General features: G+C 58.9%; 21 protein-coding genes and 1 tRNA gene. 9 read left to right on the top strand and 13 right to left on the bottom strand.

Going from position 1 to position 24,873, the window contains the following annotated elements:
- Positions 1-175 precede the first annotated feature (175 nt).
- Entirely contained in the window at positions 176-2,821 is a 2,646-nt protein-coding gene (gene polA, locus HMPREF2547_RS08840; protein WP_070605683.1) for a DNA polymerase I, read from the bottom strand.
- A 444-nt stretch (positions 2,822-3,265) separates the two neighbouring features.
- On the opposite strand from polA, the gene HMPREF2547_RS08845 reads away from it, so the two are divergent.
- The 3 genes from HMPREF2547_RS08845 to HMPREF2547_RS08855 all read left to right on the top strand — a co-directional run bounded on the left by HMPREF2547_RS08845 (position 3,266) and on the right by HMPREF2547_RS08855 (position 5,167).
- On the top strand, positions 3,266-3,856 hold the full coding sequence (locus HMPREF2547_RS08845; RefSeq protein ID WP_049190009.1) for a TetR/AcrR family transcriptional regulator: 591 nt from the start codon (positions 3,266-3,268) through the stop codon (positions 3,854-3,856).
- 209 nt (positions 3,857-4,065) lie between these two features.
- A complete protein-coding gene (locus HMPREF2547_RS08850) occupies positions 4,066-5,043 on the top strand; it encodes a DUF368 domain-containing protein (protein ID WP_049190011.1) in 978 nt (325 codons plus the stop codon).
- A 50-nt stretch (positions 5,044-5,093) separates the two neighbouring features.
- A tRNA-Leu gene (locus tag HMPREF2547_RS08855) sits at positions 5,094-5,167 on the top strand.
- Positions 5,168-5,533: 366 nt separating this feature from the next.
- On the opposite strand, the gene HMPREF2547_RS08860 is transcribed toward HMPREF2547_RS08855, so the two are convergent.
- Complete coding sequence (locus HMPREF2547_RS08860) at positions 5,534-5,743, bottom strand: hypothetical protein (RefSeq protein WP_049190013.1); 210 nt, start codon at positions 5,741-5,743, stop codon at positions 5,534-5,536.
- 148 nt (positions 5,744-5,891) lie between these two features.
- Complete coding sequence (locus HMPREF2547_RS08865) at positions 5,892-6,650, bottom strand: Ltp family lipoprotein (RefSeq protein ID WP_080969583.1); 759 nt, start codon at positions 6,648-6,650, stop codon at positions 5,892-5,894.
- Positions 6,651-7,407: 757 nt separating this feature from the next.
- Between HMPREF2547_RS08865 and HMPREF2547_RS08870 the strand changes: the two genes are divergently transcribed.
- The 4 genes from HMPREF2547_RS08870 (at position 7,408) to ehuA (ending at position 11,502) form a co-directional block, all read left to right on the top strand.
- Positions 7,408-8,727, top strand: a complete 1,320-nt coding sequence (locus HMPREF2547_RS08870; RefSeq protein WP_070605598.1) for an NAD(P)-dependent malic enzyme — start codon at positions 7,408-7,410, stop codon at positions 8,725-8,727.
- 126 nt (positions 8,728-8,853) lie between these two features.
- Complete coding sequence (locus tag HMPREF2547_RS08875) at positions 8,854-9,747, top strand: ABC transporter substrate-binding protein (protein ID WP_016422930.1); 894 nt, start codon at positions 8,854-8,856, stop codon at positions 9,745-9,747.
- Positions 9,748-9,810: 63 nt separating this feature from the next.
- A complete protein-coding gene (locus HMPREF2547_RS08880) occupies positions 9,811-10,728 on the top strand; it encodes an amino acid ABC transporter permease (protein ID WP_369707174.1) in 918 nt (305 codons plus the stop codon).
- Positions 10,729-11,502, top strand: a complete 774-nt coding sequence (gene ehuA / locus HMPREF2547_RS08885) for an ectoine/hydroxyectoine ABC transporter ATP-binding protein EhuA (RefSeq protein WP_016422932.1) — start codon at positions 10,729-10,731, stop codon at positions 11,500-11,502.
- A gap of 8 nt (positions 11,503-11,510) precedes the next feature.
- On the opposite strand, the gene HMPREF2547_RS08890 is transcribed toward ehuA, so the two are convergent.
- The 3 genes from HMPREF2547_RS08890 to HMPREF2547_RS08900 all read right to left on the bottom strand — a co-directional run bounded on the left by HMPREF2547_RS08890 (position 11,511) and on the right by HMPREF2547_RS08900 (position 14,340).
- Positions 11,511-12,272, bottom strand: a complete 762-nt coding sequence (locus HMPREF2547_RS08890) for a sulfite exporter TauE/SafE family protein (RefSeq protein ID WP_042388756.1) — start codon at positions 12,270-12,272, stop codon at positions 11,511-11,513.
- An 85-nt stretch (positions 12,273-12,357) separates the two neighbouring features.
- Entirely contained in the window at positions 12,358-13,701 is a 1,344-nt protein-coding gene (gene gdhA / locus HMPREF2547_RS08895; RefSeq protein WP_070605600.1) for an NADP-specific glutamate dehydrogenase, read from the bottom strand.
- Positions 13,702-13,956: 255 nt separating this feature from the next.
- On the bottom strand, positions 13,957-14,340 hold the full coding sequence (locus tag HMPREF2547_RS08900) for a hypothetical protein (protein WP_042388759.1): 384 nt from the start codon (positions 14,338-14,340) through the stop codon (positions 13,957-13,959).
- 110 nt (positions 14,341-14,450) lie between these two features.
- Here HMPREF2547_RS08900 and HMPREF2547_RS08905 point away from each other — a divergent pair, with 110 nt between their 5' ends.
- Positions 14,451-15,800, top strand: a complete 1,350-nt coding sequence (locus HMPREF2547_RS08905) for a DUF4921 family protein (protein ID WP_070605602.1) — start codon at positions 14,451-14,453, stop codon at positions 15,798-15,800.
- Positions 15,801-15,843: 43 nt separating this feature from the next.
- Complete coding sequence (locus HMPREF2547_RS08910) at positions 15,844-17,121, top strand: amidohydrolase (protein WP_070605604.1); 1,278 nt, start codon at positions 15,844-15,846, stop codon at positions 17,119-17,121.
- Between the two features lie 140 nt (positions 17,122-17,261).
- Here HMPREF2547_RS08910 and pyk read toward each other — a convergent pair whose 3' ends face one another.
- The 7 genes from pyk to HMPREF2547_RS08945 all read right to left on the bottom strand — a co-directional run bounded on the left by pyk (position 17,262) and on the right by HMPREF2547_RS08945 (position 24,872).
- Positions 17,262-18,677, bottom strand: a complete 1,416-nt coding sequence (pyk, locus tag HMPREF2547_RS08915; RefSeq protein WP_016422938.1) for a pyruvate kinase — start codon at positions 18,675-18,677, stop codon at positions 17,262-17,264.
- A gap of 33 nt (positions 18,678-18,710) precedes the next feature.
- Positions 18,711-19,634, bottom strand: coding sequence for a prolipoprotein diacylglyceryl transferase (gene lgt, locus HMPREF2547_RS08920; protein WP_070605606.1), 924 nt, complete (start codon positions 19,632-19,634; stop codon positions 18,711-18,713).
- Between the two features lie 7 nt (positions 19,635-19,641).
- Positions 19,642-20,421 carry a tryptophan synthase subunit alpha gene (gene trpA, locus HMPREF2547_RS08925; RefSeq protein WP_070600842.1) on the bottom strand — a complete coding sequence of 260 codons (780 nt, stop codon included), beginning with the start codon at positions 20,419-20,421 and terminating at the stop codon, positions 19,642-19,644.
- A complete protein-coding gene (gene trpB, locus HMPREF2547_RS08930; protein ID WP_083296881.1) occupies positions 20,422-21,711 on the bottom strand; it encodes a tryptophan synthase subunit beta in 1,290 nt (429 codons plus the stop codon). It abuts the gene before it with no gap.
- 147 nt (positions 21,712-21,858) lie between these two features.
- Positions 21,859-22,665 carry an indole-3-glycerol phosphate synthase TrpC gene (gene trpC / locus HMPREF2547_RS08935; protein ID WP_049170320.1) on the bottom strand — a complete coding sequence of 269 codons (807 nt, stop codon included), beginning with the start codon at positions 22,663-22,665 and terminating at the stop codon, positions 21,859-21,861.
- 4 nt (positions 22,666-22,669) lie between these two features.
- A complete protein-coding gene (locus HMPREF2547_RS08940) occupies positions 22,670-23,320 on the bottom strand; it encodes a TIGR02234 family membrane protein (protein WP_070600841.1) in 651 nt (216 codons plus the stop codon).
- A gap of 7 nt (positions 23,321-23,327) precedes the next feature.
- Positions 23,328-24,872 carry an anthranilate synthase component I gene (locus HMPREF2547_RS08945; RefSeq protein ID WP_070566043.1) on the bottom strand — a complete coding sequence of 515 codons (1,545 nt, stop codon included), beginning with the start codon at positions 24,870-24,872 and terminating at the stop codon, positions 23,328-23,330.
- Position 24,873 lies beyond the last annotated feature (1 nt).

The following is a 24,873-nucleotide window of genomic DNA, read 5'->3' on the forward strand; positions in this document are numbered from 1 at the left end:
ACCATTGGCAATTAGTTAACCCGATGTCCATGAAGCTCGAGGCTGCAAAGTCGGCACGCTAATGCATACCTAGCGAACAATACCGATTTGAGCTGCGACATTCAAGTCCGCAACACATCCGCGGCAAGCCCGCATCAAGTCCGCCGACCAGCACTACGGCCCGACCTTCGCACCACTAATGCGCAGCAGTATCCCAGTTCACACCAGCACCGATGGAAACATCCAACGGCACCAGCAATTCAGCCGCCGAGTCCATCTCGCGATGCAACAGCTCCTTGATGGCTCCCTCTTCCCCATCTGCAACTTCAACAACCAGTTCGTCATGAACCTGCAGGAGGACACGTGAGCGCAACCCGCCCCGTCGTAAAGCATCGTCGACCCGGAGCATTGCAATCTTAATAATGTCTGCCGCCGAGCCCTGGATCGGCGAGTTCAATGCCGCGCGTTCCGCGTTATCGCGAGCGATGCGGTTGTCGGCGTTGAGTTCCGGCAGGTAGCGACGACGATCGAACATCGTGGCCGTAAAGCCGTCCTTGCGCGCCCGCTCAACAACCTTGTGCAGATAATCGCGCACACCACCGAAGCGCTCGAAGAAGTCCTCCATGAGCTTCTTCGCCTCGCGCTGCGGAATGTCGAGCTGCTGAGCCAGACCAAAAGCGCTCAGACCATAAGCCAATCCGTAGCTCATCGCCTTTACACGACGACGCAGCTCAGGCGTAACCTCATCGATGCCGACGCCGAAGACCTTCGAGCCGACGTAGTTATGCAGGTCCTCGCCCTGGCGGTAGGCCTCAATCAGCCCCGGATCCTGCGATAGGTGCGCCATCACGCGCATCTCAATCTGCGAGTAGTCCGCGGTGATCAGCTGCTCATAGCCATCGCCGACCACGAACGCCTCACGAATCCGTCGCCCGAACTCCGTGCGCACCGGGATGTTCTGCAGATTCGGCTCCGTCGACGACAGACGCCCCGTCGCCGCGACCGCCTGATTAAAAGTCGTATGAATACGGCCATCATCAGCGACAGCCTTAATCAGCCCCTCCACGGTCGACTTCATCTTCTGCGACTCGCGGAACTTCAACAGGTAATCCAGGAACGGATGCGGGTTGACCTTCGCCAGCCCCTCAATTTCCTTCGCCGCCGTGGAATAGCCCGTCTTCGTCTTCTTTGTCTTGGGCATTCCCAGCTGGTCAAACAGGACCTCTTGCAACTGCTTCGGCGATCCGAGATTCAGCTCAGGCTTATCGACGAGGTTGCGAGCCTCACTCTCCGCCTCATCGGTAGCCGCCTGCGCCTGCTTTCGGAGCTCCTCGAGCGCATCAACATCGACAGCGATACCGGCACGCTCCATCCGACCCAGCACTGGGGCGAGCGGGACTTCCAGGTCGGCGTACACACTGTAGAGCCCGGCCTCGTCGAGTTCGACAGCCAATCGCTCAGCCAGGTCGATGACGGCGGCGACATGGGAAGCGTCTTCGGCCGGGCCATCGAGCAGGGTCATCTGGCCCTCGGCCTGCGAAAGAGTCTGGCCCAGGTGACGCTGGACGACGTTGTCCAAGCTGTAGCTGCGCTGGCTTGGGCGCAGCAGATACGCAGCCAGGAAGGTGTCGTGGATGACCCCGGCCAGCTCGAAGTCGTAGTTCCAGAGTGCATGCATGGCCGTTTTAGAGTCATGCACCAGCTTCGGATGGTCGCCAGCGAGCCACTCGCGCAGTGCGTCGGCATCTTCGGCGGAAAGATCACCCAAGTCGAGAGAAACAGCCTGGCCGGAGGTCTTGCCCTTCTCATCTGCGGAGCCAATCATCAGGGTGTGCTCCCCGACCTGCAACGCGGCCGGCTCGTGCAGATTATCGAGCCAGGCAGCCAGGGCGCCGTCGTCAAGCGAAACAGCCTCGAGCTTTGTCGCACTGTCGCTGGTGGAGGCGGTGACGCCCGCGCCTTCGATGGAAAGGGTGCGGAAGACGCGTTCGCGAAGGTTGTCGCCGAATTCGAGGCGGTCGAAGAAGTCGATGATTCCCTGGGCGTCGGCGGGACGGAGCTCGAGCTCGTTCGGACCGTACGGCAAGGGCAGATCCTTGACCATTTCGGTGATGTCGCGGTTCAGCTGGACGTTTGCGACGCGCTCGCGGAAGTTATCGCCGACTTTGCCGCGGATTTCGTCAGCGTGGTCGATGAGGTTTGCCAGCGTGCCGTACTGAACAATCCACTTCGTCGCGGTCTTCTCGCCGACCCCCGGAATGCCCGGGAGATTGTCGGAGGGGTCGCCGCGGAGAGCCGCGAAATCCGGGTACTGAGTCGGCGTCAGACCGTACTTCTTCTCGATAGCAGCAGGCGTGAAGCGATGCAGCGTGGTGACGCCGCGCATTGGATAAAGCACCGTCGTGGTGTCGTTGACCAACTGGAACGAGTCACGGTCACCAGTGACGATGAGCGTTTCGAAGCCCTCAGGCTTGGCTTGGGTAGCCAACGTCGCGATAATGTCGTCGGCCTCGTAGTTGTCCTTTTCCAGCGTGACGATGCCCATCTCTTTCAGCACCTGCTGAATAAGCGGCACCTGACCACGGAATTCCTCAGGAGTCTTCTCACGCTGAGCCTTATACTCCGGGAAGATCTCGTTGCGGAAGGTCTCGCGGGCGACATCGAAGGCGACCGCCACGTGCGTGGGCTTTTCCTCGCTGAGGATATTGGACAGCATAGAAAGGAAGCCGTACACCGCGTTCGTTGTCTGACCACCGGTGGTTGAGAAACTATCCACCGGAAGGGCAAAGAACGCGCGGAAGGCCATGGAATGACCGTCGATAAGCATGAGGGTCTTCTTCATGACATCCCAGTGTAGGAAAATATTGAACAGCGTAGGAAAACTGAGATGCGCGCTGAGGAATCGCGAGCTGCGGAGGATGAGCTGTTGGCCGGTCAGCTTCAGTGAACAATAATTACGGTAATCAGGCTGCATTTTGAAACGGATTCAGCAGCCCCTTAGTCCACCTGAACAGTGATTCGCAAGAGTGAGCCTCTCGAGCGTCGCTTGGCACCTGGTTTCAGTTTCCGAAATGCTGTAATCCAACTTTAATATTCGCCTTATTTTCCTGGAGTTTTTCCATATTTTCCAGCGATTGTTCAACAGCATGCACGGAACCTGCCCCAAATGAGGCACCTAGAAATTACCCCCTCTTTGAGGTGGCCGCGAAAACATATCACCACGTCCTGCGCATGCCTCTGAAATCAATTGGCGTAGTTACGCTTTCATGGCTTTAGACTCTTCAGCATGAGTGAGTTCGATTCGACCGATTTCCAACGGAGCGCCCAGTCCACCCGCGAGCGCATCATCGCGGCTGCAGCTCGGCACTTCGCGCGCAAGCCTTTGCGAAGCGTGCCGCTGAAGGAAATTGCCAGCGATGCGGGCGTTAGCGCGCCGCTCATCATCAAGTACTTCGGCTCCAAAGAAGGTCTCATGGCCGAACTGATTGACTTCAGCCAGTTCAAAGGCACACTCAGCCGAGCTCCCTTCAATGAACTTGGCCAGCGGATGGCCAGCGCTATTTTGACTGGTCAAGGAATGGCCGGACAGTCCATGATTCCACTGATTGTCGGATCCCTCGACTCCGAGGAAACCGCAAAAGTCATTGCCGAGCGGTTCAATGAAGCTGTTGCAGATGACCTAATTCGCCGCGTCGAAGCGGACGGACCGGAAGACGTTAGCTACGACACTGCTGTGCACCGCAGCCAGATGGCTATTTCCCTCTGCGTCGGATACCTAGTTCTTTCCGACACCGGCCTAATCGATGAGGCCAACGCGCCGAGGATTTCGGTTGAGGCCCTGGGCAGCTGCCTGCAGCAAATCATCGAACACGGCTAAGAACCGAGCACGGCTAAGAAAGCAGCTCCACTGCCCACCGCCTACTGCCCCCCCCCACTGCCACCGACTACTCCTGCGTAACTCACTGAATCAGCAGCGCCACCCCAGGCGCTGCTTTTTTGTTTTGTGTCTTTAATCGCACCCCGAAGCTACTAATACACACACGGAAATACGCTTCTTCTCAGGTGGAAGACATACAATGGCCTGCGATGTCTACTGAAAATACGAGCGCTCCTGGCGCAGAGTCGACCACGCTGCCGACCACGAGCCCCTACTCTGAAATCCCGAAGCCGACCCCGCTGGGTGTCATCGCCAACGCAGTTCGCGGTGGCCTCATTGGTCTCGCCGAGACGATTCCGGGGGTCTCCGGCGGCACCCTTGCGCTGATCACGGGCATCTACGGACGCCTGATTGAATCGGCAAAGCGCATCACCGACCTGCCGCGGGCAACTTCGAAGGGCACCTTCAAGGAGGACCTTCGCAGAATCGACTGGTGGCTGCTCATCCCGGTGGCTATCGGCATGGTTGCCGTGGTCTTCTCCATGGCAGGCATCATGGAGAACTTCGTCACCAACCAACCAGTCGCTTCCCGAGCACTGTTCATGGGCATGATCGCCGCCTCGATCACCATGCCGCTGAACGAGCTACAGCCAGGCGCTCTGCGTCAGCCGGGCATGCGCGGCAAGGCCATCGCAGTCTTCCTGTTCTTCAGCATCGCCCTGTTCGCGCTGACCTCCCTCCCCCAGGCCGCACCGACGCAGCCGCCTCTCTGGCTCGTACTCATCGCCGCCTCGATTGCCGTGTGCGCACTGGTTCTGCCGGGCGTTTCGGGCTCTTTCTTCCTGCTGGTCATCGGACTCTACGCACCGACCATGGGCGCAATTCACGACCGTGACTTCGCCTACATCGGCACGTTCTTCGTCGGCGCGCTGATTGGCATCGTCCTGTTCATCCGCCTCCTCGAATGGCTGCTGAGTACGCACCAGGCGCTCACGTTGGTCGCCATGTCCGGCCTCATGCTCGGTTCACTGCGCGCTCTCTGGCCGTGGCAGACCGAAAACAACGAGCTCCAGGGCATCGGCTCCGACTGGGGACTCGCCCTCGGACTGTTCATTCTCGGCGCCGCAATCGTCAGCGTCGTCGCTTATGCGCAGCGCCGTTTTTCTAATTCGGGGTCGATGGACTAAACTAGTCAAAGTCGCTTCGATAGAGCATTTTCGCTTATCGACGGCTTTGCGCCCCTGTAGCCCAATTGGCAGAGGCAACGGATTCAAAACCCGTCCAGTGTGAGTTCGAGTCTCACCGGGGGCACGATTTTAAAACCCGCTTTCACCTGGCTTTTAGCCTGGTGGGAGCGGGTTTTACTTGTCTGAGTATTCACTATCTTTCACTCTTTTTCACGCACTTTCACGTACTTTCACGGGTATTTTGCGCCAAAAATGAGCCAAAAAAGAGCCACTTATTGCACGTTGAATCCTGCGTTAACTCCTGGGTGAATCTGTTTTTGGGCATAAGAAAACCCCGCCACTATCGATTGAGTGAACGGGGCAGTGCCATGGCGGGGACTCGCACCCCGCGAATGTGGCTACTCCATGGCTTTTGAGTCCGATGATTTCAACAGGCGAGCATACGCTCTGAAAACTTCTTCATCGCCATCGGAGTACTCGGAAATCCCGCTCAACAAAGCTTGCCGCTGCTCTTCTGTGATGGAGACTCGAAACTCAGCGATGTCTTCTGCAAGATAGGTGCTGCGACTGCGTAGCGGCGCAGTGTCGCGGTTACTTCTGATTTGCCGCCGCGGTCGCCGATGCGGGCGCGGTTGATAAACGGCACGAATTGTACCGCGCCGAAGTTGTGCTGCAGACACTCGCTCAACTGCCCGGTCACGCATTAAAACTGCCGAGACGGTTTCCGCTTCACCAGCAGCCGTTCAGTGTGCAGCAAATGCATTCTGGTGAAGCGGAAGCCGTTCTTTTGCAGCAGGCATCCAACTGGACTCTGGCCAATTGGCGTCATCAACAAACGAAGCCCGCTGCTACAGGTTATCCACCGCGTACTGAGCTTCCTCCGGAGTAAACTGCTCGCCGTATTCCGACGTCAGCTGCTCGTAAACCGCATCCGGGGACATCGCCATCGAATCCTGGTAGATTCTCGCCTTTTCCAGTGCGTTCTTATTCCAGTCCGCATCGAGATTGTCCATTGCATACTGGGCTGCCTCCGGTGAGAACTTCTCGCCGTACTCCGAGGTCAGCTGATCATAAATACCGGCCTTCGACATGTGCATGCGATTCGCGTAAATCTCTGCCTTGCGGAGAGCATTCTTGTATTCGGTCGGGACCTTCTCATCCTGCTTTTGCTGCTCCCCCGTCTGACCTTGCTGCTCATCTACACCTGCCTCGGAAGACTCAGCGAAATCGGCATTCTCAACAGTCCCAGAATCAGCCGCAACGGCAGTCTCCGAACCAAAGAGAGATGCAGCTTCAGAATCGGAACCCGACTCAGTGTCACCGCCACCAGTCAAGCTGGCCGCCACAGCGAGGACCACGACAGCGCCCGCGGCAATACCACCCCATTTGAAGCAGCCACCCTTCTTCTTTTCTTTCGGAGCCGGAGGCATCTGCCCCGCTGCCGACGGACCCTGCGGGTAGGGCTGCTGGCCGAGCGGATCCTGCGGGCTGTGCTGGTAGGACTGCTGCCCCAGCGAATCCTGCGGATTCTGGGAGCCATACGGATTCTGGGAGCCATACGGGTTCTGTGGACTCTGCGGGTTCTGGGGGAAAGTGGAATCGGACATCGTAAGAAGCCTCCTGCGTAGAAGTTGCAATAAACGAACAGCTCTCTGTCGTCAGTTGGAACTATCCCAGGAACTCCGGATTCAACTTTCCGCACTACACAAATATTTTCGATTCGCGAACCATAAGGCACCACTGAAGGTAAGAAAAAACCAGGCCTCTACCCCATAGAACAGGGCTTGGAACTGGTTAATCTCTTTAAAAACTAACCTTCAACCCCGGCCAGCGCTTACTCAATATCGGCAAATAATATCGCCAACATTTTCCAAACCAATAGAAGGCCAAAAGCGGCCAAGGCATGGAGCCCCTCCAACGACAGCCGCCCATATGGAACCCGACAGCACATAGACACCCCACCGAAGGCACTTCCTAACAAAGATGCTTCCGAGCAAGCTCGATGCACACCTTCATCACAAACGACGCAGCTGAGTAGCCCTTAACACAAACGATGCCATGGCAGGACTCGTCGAACTCGGCAAAAGCCGGGGTTCCGGCATCACGCCCGCGGCCGCCAGCCCCACGACACTTCCCAAATCCCCGCTCCCCCAACCGCAAAGATTTTATTTTCCACCCCACTGTCCATATAATGAGATACCAATCCCGCATAGCAAGACTGGTTTAGTTTTTACGCACACCACTACGTATCACCTGCCAAGCTTTGCTCCCGGCTTTACGCACTGCCCACCAGCAGCTCACGCCGCGGTCGAGTTTTCTCAAAGTACAAAGTACTCAGTACTCAACACGTTTTGGACTGTCATCATGCCTGCTGCGAATTCCCCCTCTAGCTCCTCCGCCCACACTGCGAACGCGAACTCCGCTAAGACGCCACTTCACGCAGTACCGGAGGACACCGCCCCCACAGATCCGTCGACCATCACCGATGCGGAAATCTTTGAGGCACACCGAGGCGGCAAGCTCCGCTCCCACTCCACCATGAAGCTCGAGACAATTCGCGACCTCTCCATCGGCTACACCCCAGGTGTCGCTCGCGTCTGTGAGGCCATCCACGAAGATCCGGCCCTGGCACGCACCTACACCTGGACCGGCCAGAACGTCGCAGTAGTCTCCGACGGCACCGCAGTGCTTGGCCTCGGCGACATCGGCCCCAAGGCCGCACTGCCTGTGATGGAAGGAAAGGCCCAGCTCTTCGAGCAGTTCGCCGGTATCTCCGCAGTGCCAATCGTCCTGGATACCCTCGACACGGAGGAAATCATCCAGACGGTCAAGGCGCTGGCACCGTCGTTTGGCGGAGTGAACCTCGAAGACATCTCCGCGCCTCGCTGCTTCGAGATCGAGCAGCGTCTCGATCAAGAGCTCGACATCCCCATCTTCCACGACGACCAGCACGGCACCGCCATCGTCATCGCCGCCGGCTTGATCAACGCCTGCAAGCTGACCGGCCGCAGCTTCCAGGATCTCCGCGTGGTCATCTCCGGCGCCGGTGCCGCTGGTGTCGCTGCGACGAAGATGCTGCTGTCCGCTGGCGTGTCCGACATCGTCGTCGTCGATTCGCGCGGCATCATCCACCCGGATCGCGAGCCACTAAGCGACATCAAGCAGTGGGTCGCCGGCATGACTAACCCGCGCGGTATCACCGGCTCGATCAACGATGCGCTTGTCGACGCTAACGTGTTCATCGGCGTCTCTGCCGGCCGTATCGGCGAGGATGCGATTAGCCAGATGGCTGCTGACCCTATTCTGTTCTCGCTGGCCAACCCGATTCCGGAGATTCCGATGGAAGTCGCCCGCAAGTACGGAGCCGTCGTGGCCACTGGCCGCTCGGATCATCCGAACCAGATTAATAATGTGCTGGCCTTCCCGGGTCTGTTCCGTGGCGCACTGGAGGCGGGTGCCAAACGGATCACCGAGGCCATGAAGCTGGCTGCTACTCAGGCCATTGCAAATGTTGGCGTAGAAGACCTGAGTGCCGACCGCATTATCCCGTCGGCGCTGGATTCGCGCGTCATGCCGGCCGTGGCGAAGGCTGTCCGCGATGCTGCGCTGAGCGACCCGGCCTCCGGCGCGGTCGGCCCGCTCGACGTCACTGGCAATGGCTTTGCTGCAGTTGAAGCGAACTAGAAAACCGGCGCTGACTATTCCCCGGGAAGTCTGAAAAGTGTGCGGTTTTCCTGCACCAGCCTAAGACGCAGCTGAATAGGGGTACCGAATTTAAGGTATTCCTGTGCCTAGGTAACATATTCAGATATGAAAAGACCCATCGCATTGGCGGCTGCCACGCTGACTGCGACCTTGTTCTTAGGGCTTACAGGCTGCGTCACCAATGACGAAAGCGGTAACCCCGAGGGCTGGTCAGAGATCAAACCGGCAGCGGTCCCCGAACTGGCGAAACAGGTCCCAGCAGATCTTCGTAAGCGCGAAGTATTGCGCATCGGCACCAACCCAACATTCGCCCCGGCAGAGTTTAAGGATTCCGCCGGTTCCATCATCGGATTCGACATTGACCTCATGCGGGCCATGGCCAGCGTCCTGGATCTGCGGCTGGAAATCCAAGAACAGGATTTCGCACTGATTCTGCCGGCCCTGTCGGCCGGCGCAGTTGATGTTGGTGCCTCCGGCTTCACCTCAAACGAGGAGCGCCGCAAGACCTACGACTTCGTCGACTACCTGGATACCGGCCTGCAGTGGGCACGTCGCCCGGGCAGCGACGCCAGCTCCGACAACTACTGTGGCAAAACTGTCGCTGTTCAGCGCAATACCGTCGCTGACATGGAGGACCTGCCGGTAAAGAATCAGGATTGTCTGGATCGCGGTTTGCCACCAATTAACAAATTGGCCTACCAGGATGCTGGTACCGCAGCTACCACCGTGGTGCTGGGGCGTGCTGACGCGCTGGCAGCTGACTCACCAGTCAGTGCCTACGCGGTCAATCGTTCTGAGGGCAAACTCGAACTTGCCGGAGATATCTACGATGGTGCCCCGTTCGGCTTCGCTATTCCGAAGGATTCAGAACTCGGCCCAGTACTCCAGCAGGCGCTGCAGTACCTCATCGACAACGGCCAGTACAAGCAAATCCTGACCACATGGGGTTTGGAAGACGGTGCTTTGGAACGCGCCACTATTAACGGAGAGGAACTTTAAGTGAGCGACTCATCTGCGTCTGGCGCCCGCTACGAGGCCACACAGGCGGAACTCAACGAAGAAATTAAGGCCAAACCGCTGCCGCACCCGGGTCGCTGGATCACCGCAGCAGTGCTGCTTGTGCTCTTCCTGTGGTTCATCATCGGTGCCGCCCGCAACGAGGCCTACCACTGGGATGTTTACTTCCAGTACCTGTTCGACACACGAATCGCCGCTGCCGCTGGCTGGACCATTGCACTAACGGTCCTGGCCATGCTCATCGGTATCGTCGGCGGTGCCATCGTCGCCGTACTCCGAATGTCGGACAACCCCGTGCTGTCCACTGTTGCTTGGTTCTACCTGTGGGTTTTCCGAGGAACTCCGGTCTACGTGCAGCTGGTCTTTTGGGGCCTCCTCGGCACTATCTACTCGACGATTGACCTGGGCGTTGCCGAGGTTGATCTCAGCACTGTCCTGTCCAATACCTTTGTGTTAGCGTTCGTCGGTCTCGGCTTGAATGAGTCCGCATACATGGCTGAAATTGTCCGTGCCGGCATCCAGGCTGTCCCGGAGGGCCAGACCGAAGCATCGAAGGCACTGGGTATGAGCTGGTGGCAGACTGTCCGCCGCACCATCTTGCCACAGGCTATGCGCATCATCATCCCGCCGACGGGCAACGAGTTCATCTCCCTGCTGAAGACCACTTCGCTGGTCATCGCAGTGCCGTTCTCGCTGGAACTCTACGGCCGCTCCACGGACATCGCCAATGCGCTGTTCCTGCCGGTGCCGATGCTGCTTGTCGCCGCCACCTGGTACTTGGTCATCACATCAATTCTGATGGTCGGACAGTTCTACCTTGAGCGCTACTTCGCCCGCGGCGCTACCCGTCAGCTCACCGCCCGCCAGCTGGCCGCGCTTGCCGACGCCGAAGGTGTGCCGCTTGCAAATGCTCGCGTTGTCGATAAGGACGAAGAGCACTTCTACCGAGAGGATCCGCAGTAAATGACTACCAAAGATTTGATGGTTGAGGCGCAAAAGGTTCGGAAGAACTTCGGCCGTCTCGAGGTCCTCAAGGGCATCGACCTGGAAGTTCCACGCGGTACGGTTACCTGCCTCATTGGGCCTTCGGGCTCCGGTAAGTCCACACTGCTGCGCTGCATCAACCACCTGGAGAAGGTCAATGCCGGCCGTCTCTACGTCGACGGTTCCCTGATTGGCTACCGCGAAAAGAACGGCAGCCTCTACGAAATTTCCGCCGCAGAAGCTGCCCGTCAGCGTCGCGATATCGGCATGGTGTTCCAGAACTTCAACCTGTTCCCGCACCGCACGGTGCTGGGAAATATCACCGAGGCACCAGTGCTGGTAAAGGGCGTCTCTCAGGAGCAGGCTGAAAAGCGTGCCATGGAGCTGCTGGAGACTGTTGGTCTGGCTCACAAGGCCGATGCCTACCCTGTTCAGCTCTCGGGCGGTCAGCAGCAGCGTGTTGCCATTGCTCGAGCCCTGGCCATGGAGCCGAAGCTAATGCTCTTCGATGAGCCGACTTCCGCTCTTGACCCCGAGCTCGTCGGTGAGGTTCTCAACGTCATGCGTGGTCTGGCCGATAAGGGCATGACCATGGTCGTCGTGACGCACGAGATGGGCTTTGCCCGCGAAGTCGCCGACCAGGTCGTGTTTATGGCTGACGGCGTGGTCGTGGAGAAAGGCACCCCGGATGAGGTGCTGGGTAATCCGCAGCACGAGCGCACCCGCAACTTCCTGTCTTCGCTGTTGAAGTAACAGCAAGCCTAAGCGCCAAAAGTTGCGGAGATTCCGCGAAACATAGTGACTGCCGCGCCGGTAGTCGCCAGAATGACCGCGAGCTTTCGGGCTTGCACAATGGGCACTCGTCGGGAAACGCGAGTGCCCAAAAATATACCCACAATCATGGCAACCAAACACAGCGGCCAGAGGATAACCGGTGTGGTGGCGAAGACAGATACGTCACCGCTGATTTCCTTGAACAGCAAGGACAACGCGCCGGAAACAAAGAAGAGCGGTTGCAGGGTGGCTGCAAATGTCTGCGCTGGCCAACGGGAAGCCTGTGCGTAAACGGTAATGGCTGGGCCCGCAATGCCGGCCAGGGTATTCATAAAACCGCCGGCCACGCCTGAGGCAACGGCGTATTGTGGGCCGTCGACACGCATGCGCTGAGGCATAAAGGATGTCACTAGCAGCGCGAGTAGCACGAGCCCGCCGACCAGAACCTGGAGTGGCCCGCTGGGCGTGTTGTGAACCACCCAGGCGCCTGGCAGCGCACCTAAGGCCATCACCGGGCCAATCAGCCAGAACTTCTTCCAATCGACGTTCTCTCGCACCGAGATGGTCTGCATGATCGCATTGACCGATGCGAGCACGTTAATAATCAAAATTCCTGCTACGGGACCTGCAACCAGTGAGAGGACCGGACCTCCCAACAGTCCGAGTCCCATACCGGCTATTCGCTGCATCAGAGCCCCGATGAAAATCGTTGCCACGATAAAGACAAAAGCCCACACTGATAACTCCATAGGAGGGAGTTTACAGCGTGGGCTTTTTGGCTTTTCGACGGGCGGGGTCGCCGAGGATCCGTCGTAAAGCGGAAACGTTAGCAGACTAGATGACGCCCTGAGCCAGCATTGCGTTAGCGACCTTCTTGAAGCCTGCGATGTTGGCACCGAGCACGTAGTTACCCTCGTGATCGTACTCAGCGGCGGTGGTTTCGCAGTTCTTGAAGATGTTGGTCATGATGCGCTTCAGGCGCTCATCGGTGTAGGAGAAGGACCAGGAATCGCGGGTAGCGTTCTGCTGCATCTCCAGAGCGGAGGTAGCAACACCACCGGCATTGGCAGCCTTGCCCGGCGCAAAGTGGACACCGTTGGCCTTGAAGACCTCGATAGCCTCCGGGGTGGACGGCATGTTTGCGCCCTCAGCAACGAAGCGGCAGCCGTTGTCGACCAGCAGCTTGGCGGACTCGCCATTGAGCTCATTCTGAGTTGCACACGGCAGTGCGACATCAGCCTTGAGCTCCCAGATGTTGCCACCCTCGTGGAACTCAGCGCCCTCAGCCTCAGCGACGTACTCGGAGACGCGAGCACGACGAACTTCCTTGATCTCCTTCAGCAGCTCGACGTCGACACCGTTCGGAGTGGAGACGTAACCGGAGGAGTCAGAGAAACCGACGACGGTAGCGCCGAGCTCCTGAGCCTTCCTAATGGCGTAGATGGCGACGTTACCGGAACCGGAAACGATGACCTTGGCACCGTTGATGTCGGCACCGTTGGCCTTCATCATCTCTTCAGTGAAGTAGACACAGCCGTAACCGGTGGCCTCGGTACGAACCAGGGAACCGCCCCAGGTCAGGCCCTTACCGGTGAGAACGCCGGACTCGTGCTGGTTGGCCATACGGCGGTACTGACCGAACAGGTAGCCAATCTCGCGGCCGCCGACGCCGATGTCACCGGCCGGGACGTCACGGTACTCACCGATGTGGCGGTGCAGCTCTGTCATGAACGACTGGCAGAAGCGCATGATTTCCAGCTCGGACTTGCCCTTCGGATCAAAGTCGGAGCCACCCTTGCCGCCACCGATCGGCAGGCCGGTCAGGGAGTTCTTGAAGATCTGCTCGAAGCCCAGGAACTTAATGATGCCGAGGTTCACGCTCGGGTGGAAGCGCAGACCACCCTTGTACGGGCCCAGCACAGAGTTGAATTGAACACGGAAGCCACGGTTGACCTGGACCTTCCCCTGGTCATCGACCCACGGCACGCGGAAAATGATCTGACGCTCCGGCTCACACAGACGCTGAACCAAGCCGTAGTCACCGTAGTGTGGGTCCTTTTCCAGGACGACCTTCAGCGACTCCAGAACTTCTGCCACTGCCTGGTGGAACTCCGGCTCACCGGCGTTTCGGGTGAGAATCTGGTCATAGAGTCCCGAAACCTTCTGCTCGATATTCAAAATAAACCTCTCTGCGAAACCATTATGGCGCCCACGAAGAACAAACCGTCAGCGGTTGTAAACCACTTCCCGGTTGCCGTAACTCGGTGGCACAGGTTGTGTGCACAAGGACTGGGCAACTGTAGATATTGAAGCGGACATAATTATACAACGGCATATTGCTGGGAAAACTCGTAGCGATTCGCGCTACACCCGTTGGCCAAGCCAATCACTGACTCTGTGGAGGCTTACACTTTTCACGAATTAGGTAGGATATTACCTAAATACGGCAACATTCCAGGGATACGTCGCAACAGATTCGAGCATTTCGTCGAACTCACGCAGCACTGGGTCCGGGGGCAATTCTGCACGCGGAGTCAGTAGCTCAGAGAGGTCCATAGCGAGTTCATTGAGAGAACCGCCGTGCTGATCGAAGCTCAAGAGATAACGGAATACCTTCCTATCCCCCAACGGCTCCTTCGGGTTCTCACGCTCCCACTGCTCCACCAACTGCGCGTCCGTGTCCGCCGACGCCACCGAAACATCCACGTCACTAATTCGCCCGGCGCGGTCAAACTCACTCAACTTGGTACGAAATGCCTCGGCCAGCGCCTCCGATTCGGTCGGCTTCACCAGGCAGTGAAAAACAATCTTCGACATAACTTCACAGGCTAAGCCACGCGAGACGGCCAGACAATAGCTAACCGTCGTCAAGCCCTGTCCCCCTACGTTGGCGCGCCGACCGGCAGCAAAGACGTAGTGTTGGACTTATGCAGGCTTTCAGCAATCCCCTCATCACGCTTGCCGACGGCACGGTGAAGCAAGTCAATCCTTTTTCCGGTACCCAGGTGTGGACAGTCCCAGGTCGTGGCAATCGGCCGTTGGGAATTAAGCACACGGATCCGCAGCCATTGAGCGAGGAGGATTTTGGATCCCGCGACTCCTTTGGCTGGAACAACCTGCTGCAAACCCCGCCGGAGAAGGCCCGCGTTGTCCTCGACGAATCGGTATTCGGCGGCTACAGCACGGTGACGGGAGTGCTGCCCGACCAGCTTTTCGACACCACTGCGGAGTTCCGCCGCGTGCCCAACCTGTTCGAGATCGTCTCCTATGACTATTGGTCGGAAAACTATGGCTTCGAGCCCGACCGCGAAACTCAGCAACGTATGGAGGCCTACCTCGATGACCCGAAGGGCCGCGAGCACGTGCTCAACATCATTCGCACGCGATACCGCGCCGCTGGACGCAGTGAAGAGGAAATCAACGCGCTTTCCGACGAGGAATTGCTGCGCCGCGCCCCAAGCTATTTCGCCGGCGGCCACGATGTGATTGTTGCCCGTCGCCACTTTGTCGACGCCGCTACCCACGATAACCAGCTGGCTTCTTCTGGCACATTGAGCGTTGCCGAGCACCGCGCACTCATTGCGTTTACCGTCGAGTCGATTGCTGACCTGTACCGACGGAACCGCTACGTGCGTTATGTGGCCGCTTTCCAAAACTGGCTGAAACCGGCAGGCGCAAGCTTCGATCACTTGCACAAGCAGCTTGTGGCCATCGATGAGCACGGCGAGCAGCTCAAGCGCGAAGTGCAGGCGGTGCGCAAGAACCCGAATATCTACAACGAATACGCAGTGGACTATGCGGCCCGCCACAACCTGGTTATTGCGGAAAACGAGCACGCGGTGGCTTTCGCAGGATTCGGACACCGCTACCCGACGCTGGAGATCTTCTCGAAGTCGGATGTCTGCGAACCGTGGCTGCAAACCCGGGCTGAGATAGACGCAATGTCGGACCTGATTCACGCATGTCATGCCGCTGCCGGGCCCACCATTCCGTGTAACGAGGAATGGCACCACCGCCCTGTCGATTTGGATGCCCGCATGCCGTGGCGCGTAATGATTAAGTGGCGCACCTCGAACTTGGCCGGCTTTGAGGGTGGCACCAAGATTTATCTGAACACCATCTCCCCATGGGATTTGCGCGACCGCGTTGTCCCGGAGATGTACCGTTTACGGGAGACCGGAAAGATCTCGGACAGCATCCACATTGCGACCGAGTGCCAGTGCCAGCCCAACTCGCTGAAGTACAACCCGCTCGTTGAAGACGGGCCGCGGCTGTAGTTCTCTGGCACAGAGTAGAGAGAAGTTAGGAGTCTTAAACCAGGTGAGCAACAATGAAGCACGACTGAGCCGCATTCGCGACCTCATCGCCGCCCATCGAGTGCCATTGGACCGGCAGTGGGAAATCTACCGCTACCTGCACCAGCACCCGGAGCTATCTCAGGCGGAGGAGAAAACTGCCGCGTATCTGGCCGGTGCTCTTCGCGACATGGGCACTTACACAGTGCATGAGGGAATCGGTGGTCACGGCCTCGTTGGTGTCATGGAAAATGGCCCCGGCCCTACCGTGCTGTTCCGCGCTGATATCGATGCGCTTCCGGTGTTCGAGGAAACAGGTGTGGACTTCGCTTCCTCTGCTACCGGTACCGCCCGCGATGGTTCTGCCACCGCCGTCATGCACGCCTGTGGCCATGACATGCACATGACGGCCGGTCTTGGTCTGGCTAGCCTGATGGCAGCAACTAAGTCTGAGTGGTCGGGTACTTACATTGCCCTGTTCCAGCCCGCCGAGGAACTGGCCTGCGGTGCACAGGCCATGATTGACGACGGCCTGGCAGACCTCATCCCCACCCCAGATGTGTGCTTCGGCCAGCACATTGTTCCCGGCCCCGCAGGTCAGGTAATGACCATGCCCGGCCCGGCACTTGCTGGTTGTGACACTATTAGCATCACGCTGACAGGTCGCTCCGCACATGGGTCTATGCCGCACAACGCCATTGACCCGACATACTTGGCTGCCGCAGTCGTTCTGCGCTTGCAAGGAATTGTAGGGCGCGAGATTCCTCCCCACGAGTTTGGTGTTTTGTCCGTCGGCACGCTGCAGTCCGGCAATTCGAATAACACAATCCCTGGCCAGGCCAAGATTGTGCTGAACATTCGCTACTACTCCAACGATGTGCGCGCGAAGCTCATTGCGGGCATTGAGCGCGTTGTTCGTGGCGAATGCCTGGCTTCCGGCACTGAGATTGAGCCTGTGATTGAGTACTCCGATCACGGCGAAGTCACTGACAATGATCCGGAGGCGTTTGCCACGATTCGCCCGGTCATGGACGCTGTGCTCGGCGACGATTCCACCGACGCTGTGCCGTGGACCGCATCGGAGGACTTCTCAGACCTGCCGCGTGGACTGAACTGCCCATATGTCTACTGGACCGTTGGCGCCACACCTCGGGATACGTGGGAAGCCGCCGTTGCTGCCGACCGCGTGGTCGAAGACGTACCGTCGAACCACATGCCGACATTCCTCCCGGATTTCAAGCCGACGGCTACCTCCGCAACTTCTGCCGCCGCTGCCGCCGTGCTGTCCTACTTGGCAAAGTAAGGGTCGTTTGCCGGCCGCATTCCACCGCGCACCGCGCAAAGATCCTCACCGAACAGCCCAACAGCCCAGGTCGAAAGGCTCTTACAAAAAGCCGGTAAGCCCCAAAAGGACTTACCGGCTTTTTCAAACGCGCCAGAGAGCTAGCGTGCGTCCTCACCAATGACGTGGACATGAATCATATTGGTATTGCCCTCATTTCCTGGAGGGGTACCAGCAACAACGACCAGCGTGTCGCCAGCGTTGTAGTTTTCCATGGTCAAGAGCTGCTCATCGATGACCTGCATAATCTCATCCGTGCTGTTAACCTCGCGCACCAAGAAGGTCTCCGCACCCCACGTCAGCGCAAGCTGCGAACGAACCTGCTGATTCGGAGTGAATACCAGCAGCGGCAGGCGAGAGTGCAAGCGTGCCACACGGCGAGCGGTATCACCCGAGGTGGTGAAAGCAACCATAGCGCGGGCATTCAAGCGCTCACCGATATCGCGAGCTGCGTAGGAAATCACACCACGCTTCGTGCGAGGCATGTGGGTCAGCGCAGGAACTTCCCCCTCGCGCTCAGCGGCGGTGACGATGCGAGCCATGGTCTTAACCGTGGACTGCGGGTACTTACCAACCGAGGTCTCACCCGAGAGCATCACGGCATCTGCGCCATCGAGCACAGCGTTGGCCACGTCGGAGGCCTCCGCACGAGTCGGGCGCGAGTTCGAAATCATGGAGTCGAGCATCTGGGTGGCGACGATGACCGGCTTGGCGTTCTCGCGGGCAATCTGAATAGCGCGCTTCTGAACCAGCGGAACATCTTCCAACGGCACCTCAACACCAAGGTCACCACGGGCGACCATCACGGCATCGAAAGCCAGGATGATGGCCTCGAGAGACTCGACTGCCTCTGGCTTCTCCAGCTTGGCGATAATCGGGACACGACGGCCAACCTCATCCATGACCGCATGGACCAGTTCGACGTCGGAAGGCGAACGGACGAAGGACAGCGCGATGAAGTCGACTCCCAGCTTCAGAGCGAAGCGCAGGTCGGCGATATCCTTCTCCGACAGAGCCGGCACCGAGATGTTCATCCCCGGCAGGGAAACACCCTTGTTGTTCGAGACCGGACCGCCCTCGATGACACGGCACACCACATCGTTGCCATCTACCTCGATGCACTCCAGGCCCACCTTGCCATCGTCGACAAGCAGGCGATCGCCCGGACGGGCATCGTCAGCGAGATTCTTGTACGTGGTGGAGACGCGGTCGTGCGTGCCTTCGACATCGTCGACGGTGATGCGGACAATCTCGCCGTCAGCCCAATACGTCGAGCCTTCCTTAAAACGACCGAGGCGAATCTTTGGTCCCTGCAAGTCGGCGAGAATACCGACGGCATGTCCCGTAGCGTCGGATGCTTCACGCACCCAGTGGTAGTTCTGAGCGTGGTCCTCATGCTCACCGTGAGAGAAATTCAGGCGGGCAACATCCATGCCGGCGTTGACCAGCCCGGTAATCCCCTCCAGCGAAGCAACTGCTGGACCGAGGGTACATACAATCTTCGTTCGTCTAAGCACGGCCTCCAGCCTAGTCCCTTAACGGGCTATGCGTCAGTTGGAAGCACTGTGAGCTTCAGCAGCCTCGCGCTCTCCCCTGACTTCAGCTGCGGTTTCGCGGCTCTTGGCCCGCAGAATCCACAAAGCAATGACAGCGCAGAAAAAGACCACGAGCGACGTGATGTTATTAATACGCACACCGAATATCAGCGTTGCGTCATCGACGCGCATGAGTTCAATGAAGAAACGCCCCAAAGTGTAGGCCGCGACATAGAGCGCAAAGACGCGCCCGCCGCCCATCTTGAACTTTCGGTCCGCCCACACAATGACCAGACAGGCGAGGACGTTCCACACCATCTCGTAGAGAAACGTTGGATGCACCACGGCCAGCACTTCGCCTGTCGACGTTCCGGTGACAGGGGTAACCCGACCAAACTCATCAACTCGTTGGTAAATTTCCAGACCCCACGGAAGTGACGTTGGGCCACCGTAGAGTTCCTGGTTGAACCAATTGCCCAGACGCCCAATGGCCTGACCAAGGATGATTGCGGGGGCGGCCGCGTCAAGAACTGGCGCAAACGGCACCTTCCGCCACTTAGCGACCGCCCACGCGGCCAGCACCCCCAGCGCCACTGCTCCCCAAATACCGAGACCGCCATTGGTGATCTTCAGTGCATCGGCGGGATTGGCGCCGGGGCCAAAGTACTTCTCCCAGTCGGTGGCGACGTGGTAGAGACGGCCGCCGATAATGCCCGCAGGAATAACCGCAATGGCAATGTCGAGGACCAACTCCGGGTCTCCACCCCTGGCCGCGTAGCGGCGCTGCATCCAGTAAATGCCGACGAGTACGCCAATCAAGATGGAAATCGCGTAACCACGCAGTGGTAACGGCCCTAACTGCCACACCCCCTGCGGCGGAGAGGGAATGTTGGCCAGATACGTCGTTGCAGTCTCAGCGAGAACAAGGGTGGAACTCATAAATGCGCTAGCTCTCTCCTCGTACGCCCGCGGCGAGTTCGCGGGCGAGCGTTACCAGGTCATCGGTGCTCTTCATCGCGGCCTTGATCAGTGCCGAGCCAACGATTACGCCATCTGCAAACTCGGCAATCTCCGCGGCCTGTTCCCCATTGGAGACACCCAAACCGACGCACACCGGTGTATCGGTGACCTCGCGAGTGCGGGCAACCAACTTGCCGGCGGCCGAGTCGACGCTGGCCTGGGCACCTGTGACACCCATGTGGCTGGTGGCGTAAACGAAGCCGGTCGACGCGGTGGCAGTTAGCTGCAGACGCTCATTGGTCGATGACGGGGCCACCAGCATGATGTTGGATAGACCATTGGCCTCTGCCGCACGCTGCCATTGGCCGGCCTCCTCGGGGATAAGATCCGGGATGATGGTGCCACGACCACCAGCGGCGGCCAAGTCCTTGGCGAAACGCTCCGGACCATACTGGAGAATCGGATTCCAGTAGCTCATGACCACACAGGTACCGCCGTACTCGGTGACTTCGCGAACCACGCACATAATCTCACGGGTGCGGAAGCCCGCATCCAGAGCCACGTTGGCAGCATCCTGAATGGTTGGGCCATCCATCATCGGGTCGGAGAAAGGCAGGCCGACCTCGATGATGTCGGCGCCAGCGTCGACAATCGCCTTGATGTTCTCAATCGACTTATCGGTGGTCGGGAAACCCGCTGGGTAGTAGCCGATGAATGCTGCGCGGTTTTCCTCACGGACCTTGTCAAAGACGTCACTCAGACTCATTTAGGACTCCTCCATCAGATCAAACCACTTAGCAGCGGTGTCGACATCCTTGTCACCGCGACCGGAAACATTGACAATAATCAGCGGCTTACGGCCCAGCTCTTCATTCAGATCATCGCTGATGAGTCGGGCGGCAGCCACCGCGTGTGCGGACTCGATAGCGGGCAGGATGCCCTCCATCCGAGTCAGGTCCTGGAATGCCTGCATCGCCTGGGTATCGGTCACCGGCAGGTAGGACGCGCGATCAATATCGGCCAGGTACGAGTGCTCCGGGCCCACGCCCGGGTAATCCAGACCCGCGGAAATCGAGTGGGACTCCGTAATCTGACCGTCCTCGTTCTGCATCAGGGCGGCGAAGGAGCCCTGGAACACACCCGGATTACCGGCGGCCGAAATCGGTGCTGCATGGCGACCGGTCTCAACACCGTCACCGCCAGCTTCAGCGCCAATCAGTCGAACCGATTCATCATCGATGAAGTGGTGGAACGCGCCGATCGCATTAGAACCGCCGCCGACACAGGCCACGACAGCGTCGGGAAGCGAGCCGGTTTCCGCAAGGATCTGCTGGCGTGCCTCGGCGCTGATGATGCGCTGGAAGTCGCGCACCATTGTTGGGAACGGGTGCGGGCCGGCTGCAGTGCCGAAGCAGTAGTAGGTGTCATCGGCGTGTGAAACCCAAAAACGCATGGCCTCATTGATTGCGTCCTTGAGAGTCTTCGAGCCAATCTCGACCTCGATAACCTCGGCACCAAGCAGGCGCATGCGGGCGATATTGAGGCGCTGGCGGATTGCGTCGACCTTGCCCATGTAGATACGGCAGTTAAGGCCGAGCAGCGCACAGGCAGTCGCGGTTGCGACACCGTGCTGGCCGGCACCGGTCTCGGCAATAATGTTCTTCTTACCCATGCGCTTAGCAAGCAGAACCTGACCCAAGACGTTATTAATCTTGTGGCTACCGGTGTGATTCAAATCCTCGCGCTTAAGCCAGACGTCAGCGCCGATATCAGCGGAAAACTTCTCCGCATAGTACAGCGGCGAGGGACGTCCGACATAAGTACGCTGCAGCCGGTCAAGCTCATCGAGAAAATCCTGATCAACGCGGGCCTTCGCGTAGCCATCGGTGACCTCACCGATAACGGCCATCAGCGCCTCCGGCACAAACTGGCCGCCCCACTTACCCCAGTGCCCAATGGCATCTGACTCGTGGTTCGTTGGCTCCGCGATTACCTCACCCATCGTGGGCAGGCGGTCACCGCGGGCATCATGATTCTTGAAATCTTGGTCACTCACAGTTATCTATTGTGGACTATCCCCACCCGTTGCGGGGACATAAGGCCTAAGAAACTGTGGCGTGCCAACACAACAGGTGTGGCTGGCAACCCAAAGAGGCGCAGTTCGCAGCGCGGTACAGCTGCTTATCGCAACTGCGGTCTATCACTACTCGCTGCGGAGTGTCGGGTGGACACCGGCGGCAACGAGACGTCGGCAAGCCTCACCCGGCTTGCCCGCGGTAACCAGGCCCTCGCCCACCAGTACCGCGTCGGCGCCGTGGGAGGCGTAGTAGCGCAGTTCCTCCGGCCCCTTGACACCGGACTCTGCCACCTTCACAACATGATCCGGCAACATCGGCGCAAGGCGTTCGTACACGGAGAGATCCACGTCGAGGGTCTTTAGATTGCGGGCGTTGATGCCGAGGATCTTGGCACCAGCGGCCTCGGCACGCTCGACCTCTTCGGCGGTGTGCGCCTCAACCAGAGCGTTCATGCCAAGCGACTCGGTGCGATCCAGCAGGGATTCCAGCGTCGGCTGATCCAAAGCGGAGCACATCAGCAGCACCAGGTCGGCACCGTGTGCGCGGGCCTCATGGACCTGGTACGGAGTGACGATGAAATCCTTGCGCAGCACTGGAATGTTGACCGCGCGGCGCACGGCATCGAGGTCGGCGAGCGAACCGCGGAAGCGGCGCTCCTCAGTCAGACAGGAAATGACAGCCGCGCCACCCTGCTCGTACTCTGCCGCCAAGACCTCCGGCGAAGGGATGTCAGCCAGCTCTCCCTTCGACGGAGAGGCACGCTTGACCTCTGCAATCACCTGCACCCCGGGCTTAGCCAGTGCCGCCACGGCATCAATCGGCGACGGCGCCTTCAGCGAGAGCTCCTTGATTTCACCGTAGGAAATCTTGGCTTCCCGAGCAGCGAGATCTTCCCGCACGCCCTCAATAATCTTGTCCAGAACGTTAGCCACGGCCTTACTCCTTATCCAGATCCGTAGGATCTACACCGGCATCCAAAGCATCCCACAGAACTCGACCCGACTGCGGGTCTTCCTCCAGGTCCTCGGCGATACGCTGACGGCGTACCTCCGGGGTCTCATACGCGCTGGACTTCTGCTTCTTCACAGTACCCGGTCGACGCACCAACAATACCGCCCCGACCAGCGCCAATGCGCAGCACAGCAAGGCCAGGGATGGCCCCATCGCATGCACTTCAATCGCTGAGATCTGCGCCCAGTCTGCCACAGTCACCGCATCACTGGCGCGCTGTGAGGCGCTTCCCGACGTCAACAAATCCAGTGCCCGCTGGGAATCCACCCCGTCTTCTCCGCTGGCAAGCAGAGTCATCGGAGTCCACGACGCCGCAACTGCGAGCAGCGCCGCGAGACCACCGACGATACGGCGGCCGAGTGCGCCCAAAATGGTGGTGGCAAACAGTGCAGCCACCATTGCCAGCGCAATCGACGTCAACTCTGGAGCCCAGACAGCGCCCACCAAATCAGTGGTCGCCGGACCGGACTTGTCATCAACAGTATCGACCGTCAGCCACGCACTACGGCTGCACAACCACATTCCCGCTGCGGCCACACCAATGAGGCCACCGGAGAGCATCGTTGTCGACTTCATCGAAAACCTAGCTCCTTTCCGCTGGGACTAGTGTCTCAGCTGCCGCGACAGCTCGCAGCACGGCCGCGGCCTTGTTGCGGGTCTCCTCATCCTCTGCCACCGGGTCAGAGTCACTGACAATTCCGCCGCCAGCCTGAACATAGACCGTATCGCCCTTCTTCACACCTGTGCGGATGGCAATTGCCTGATCGGTATTGCCCCGGAAGTCAAAGTATCCAACAGTGCCGCCGTAAACACCCCGACGCGTGTCTTCGAACTTGTCGATAATGCTCAGCGCGGAAGGCTTCGGCGCACCCGACAGCGTTCCCGCTGGGAAGGTGGCCGCGAACGCGTCGACGGCAGTGGCGTCGCTGGAAAGCTCGCCGGTGACCGTAGAGACCAGATGCATAACGTGACTGTAGCGCTCAATATGACGGAAGTCGTGCACAACTACACTGCCCGGGCGGCAGACACGTCCGAGGTCATTGCGGCCAAGATCAACGAGCATCAGATGCTCACTATTTTCCTTCTCGTCTGCCAGCAAATCAGCTTCCAGCGCATTGTCCTGCTCCACCGTGGCACCGCGCGGACGTGTGCCCGCGATGGGATTGGTGATGACCTCACTGCCCTGAACTGCCACGAGTGATTCCGGGGAGGAACCGACAATTTGAAAAGCGGTAGCGGAGAAGTCCTTGGTTGGAACGTTGACCAGGAACATGTAGGGCGACGGATTGGAAACCCGCAGGATGCGGTAGATATCAAATGCTGACGCCTGCGTGTCCATCTCGAACCGCTGCGAGAGCACAATCTGGAACGCATCACCAGCTCGGATGTGGTCCTTGCAACGCTCAATACGATCCATGTGGTCGTCGGCGGCGCGCTGGCGACGAATCACCGGCTCTGGGAAGCTAATTTCCGCCGGACGCAGATCAGAGGACCCCGACAGCCGCTCCACCATCGCATTGACCCGATCACAGGCGGTGTCATACGCCTGGTCAATCCGCTCATCCGAGCCGTCCCAGTTCACTGCATTAGAAATCAGCCACAGCACGCCCTCGTGGTGGTCAAAAGCAGCCAGGTCCTCCACCAGCAACTGCATGAGCTCAGGAATCTGCAAATCATTGTCAGTGGTATCCGGCAGCTGTGGCTCGATGTAGCGGACAATGTCATGCCCGAAGTAGCCAACGAGACCAGAGGTGAGCTTGGGTACCGAGGCATCGTCGGCAAGCGGAAGCTCCGTGTGCAGCAGCTCCAGCGTGCGACGCAGAGCATCCAACGGATTTCCGCCCTCTGGCGCACCCGACGGCGCATTGCCAATCCAGGTTGCCTCCCCCGCATCATCCACCGTCAGCGCAGCACGACTGCCGCAACCGATAAATGACCAGCGCGACCACGACTGCCCCACATCGGAGGACTCCAGCAAGAAAGTGCCGGGACGATCGGCCGCGAGCTTACGGTAGGCCGACAGCGCCGTTTCGCCGTCCGCCAAAACCTTGCGAACCACGGGCACGACCCGATGGTGTGCAGCCAGTTCACGAAAGCGCTCACGCGTGGTCATGGTGATACGAGTCATA

It is taken from the genome of Corynebacterium sp. HMSC055G02, assembly GCF_001809065.1.
GTDB lineage: Bacteria > Actinomycetota > Actinomycetes > Mycobacteriales > Mycobacteriaceae > Corynebacterium > Corynebacterium jeikeium_D.

Excerpts from the sequence above, each read along its gene's own strand:
- HMPREF2547_RS08875 (WP_016422930.1), top strand. The coding sequence starts at position 8,854 with ATGAAAAGACCCATCGCATTGGCGGCTGCCACGCTGACTGCGACCTTG.
- polA (WP_070605683.1), bottom strand. The coding sequence starts at position 2,821 with ATGAAGAAGACCCTCATGCTTATCGACGGTCATTCCATGGCCTTCCGC.
- HMPREF2547_RS08890 (WP_042388756.1), bottom strand. The coding sequence starts at position 12,272 with ATGGAGTTATCAGTGTGGGCTTTTGTCTTTATCGTGGCAACGATTTTC.
- HMPREF2547_RS08850 (WP_049190011.1), top strand. The coding sequence starts at position 4,066 with ATGTCTACTGAAAATACGAGCGCTCCTGGCGCAGAGTCGACCACGCTG.
- HMPREF2547_RS08845 (WP_049190009.1), top strand. The coding sequence starts at position 3,266 with ATGAGTGAGTTCGATTCGACCGATTTCCAACGGAGCGCCCAGTCCACC.
- lgt (WP_070605606.1), bottom strand. The coding sequence starts at position 19,634 with ATGAGTTCCACCCTTGTTCTCGCTGAGACTGCAACGACGTATCTGGCC.
- HMPREF2547_RS08945 (WP_070566043.1), bottom strand. The coding sequence starts at position 24,872 with ATGACTCGTATCACCATGACCACGCGTGAGCGCTTTCGTGAACTGGCT.
- HMPREF2547_RS08940 (WP_070600841.1), bottom strand. The coding sequence starts at position 23,320 with ATGAAGTCGACAACGATGCTCTCCGGTGGCCTCATTGGTGTGGCCGCA.
- ehuA (WP_016422932.1), top strand. The coding sequence starts at position 10,729 with ATGACTACCAAAGATTTGATGGTTGAGGCGCAAAAGGTTCGGAAGAAC.
- HMPREF2547_RS08870 (WP_070605598.1), top strand. The coding sequence starts at position 7,408 with ATGCCTGCTGCGAATTCCCCCTCTAGCTCCTCCGCCCACACTGCGAAC.
- HMPREF2547_RS08900 (WP_042388759.1), bottom strand. The coding sequence starts at position 14,340 with ATGTCGAAGATTGTTTTTCACTGCCTGGTGAAGCCGACCGAATCGGAG.
- HMPREF2547_RS08905 (WP_070605602.1), top strand. The coding sequence starts at position 14,451 with ATGCAGGCTTTCAGCAATCCCCTCATCACGCTTGCCGACGGCACGGTG.
- trpA (WP_070600842.1), bottom strand. The coding sequence starts at position 20,421 with ATGAGTCTGAGTGACGTCTTTGACAAGGTCCGTGAGGAAAACCGCGCA.
- HMPREF2547_RS08865 (WP_080969583.1), bottom strand. The coding sequence starts at position 6,650 with ATGTCCGATTCCACTTTCCCCCAGAACCCGCAGAGTCCACAGAACCCG.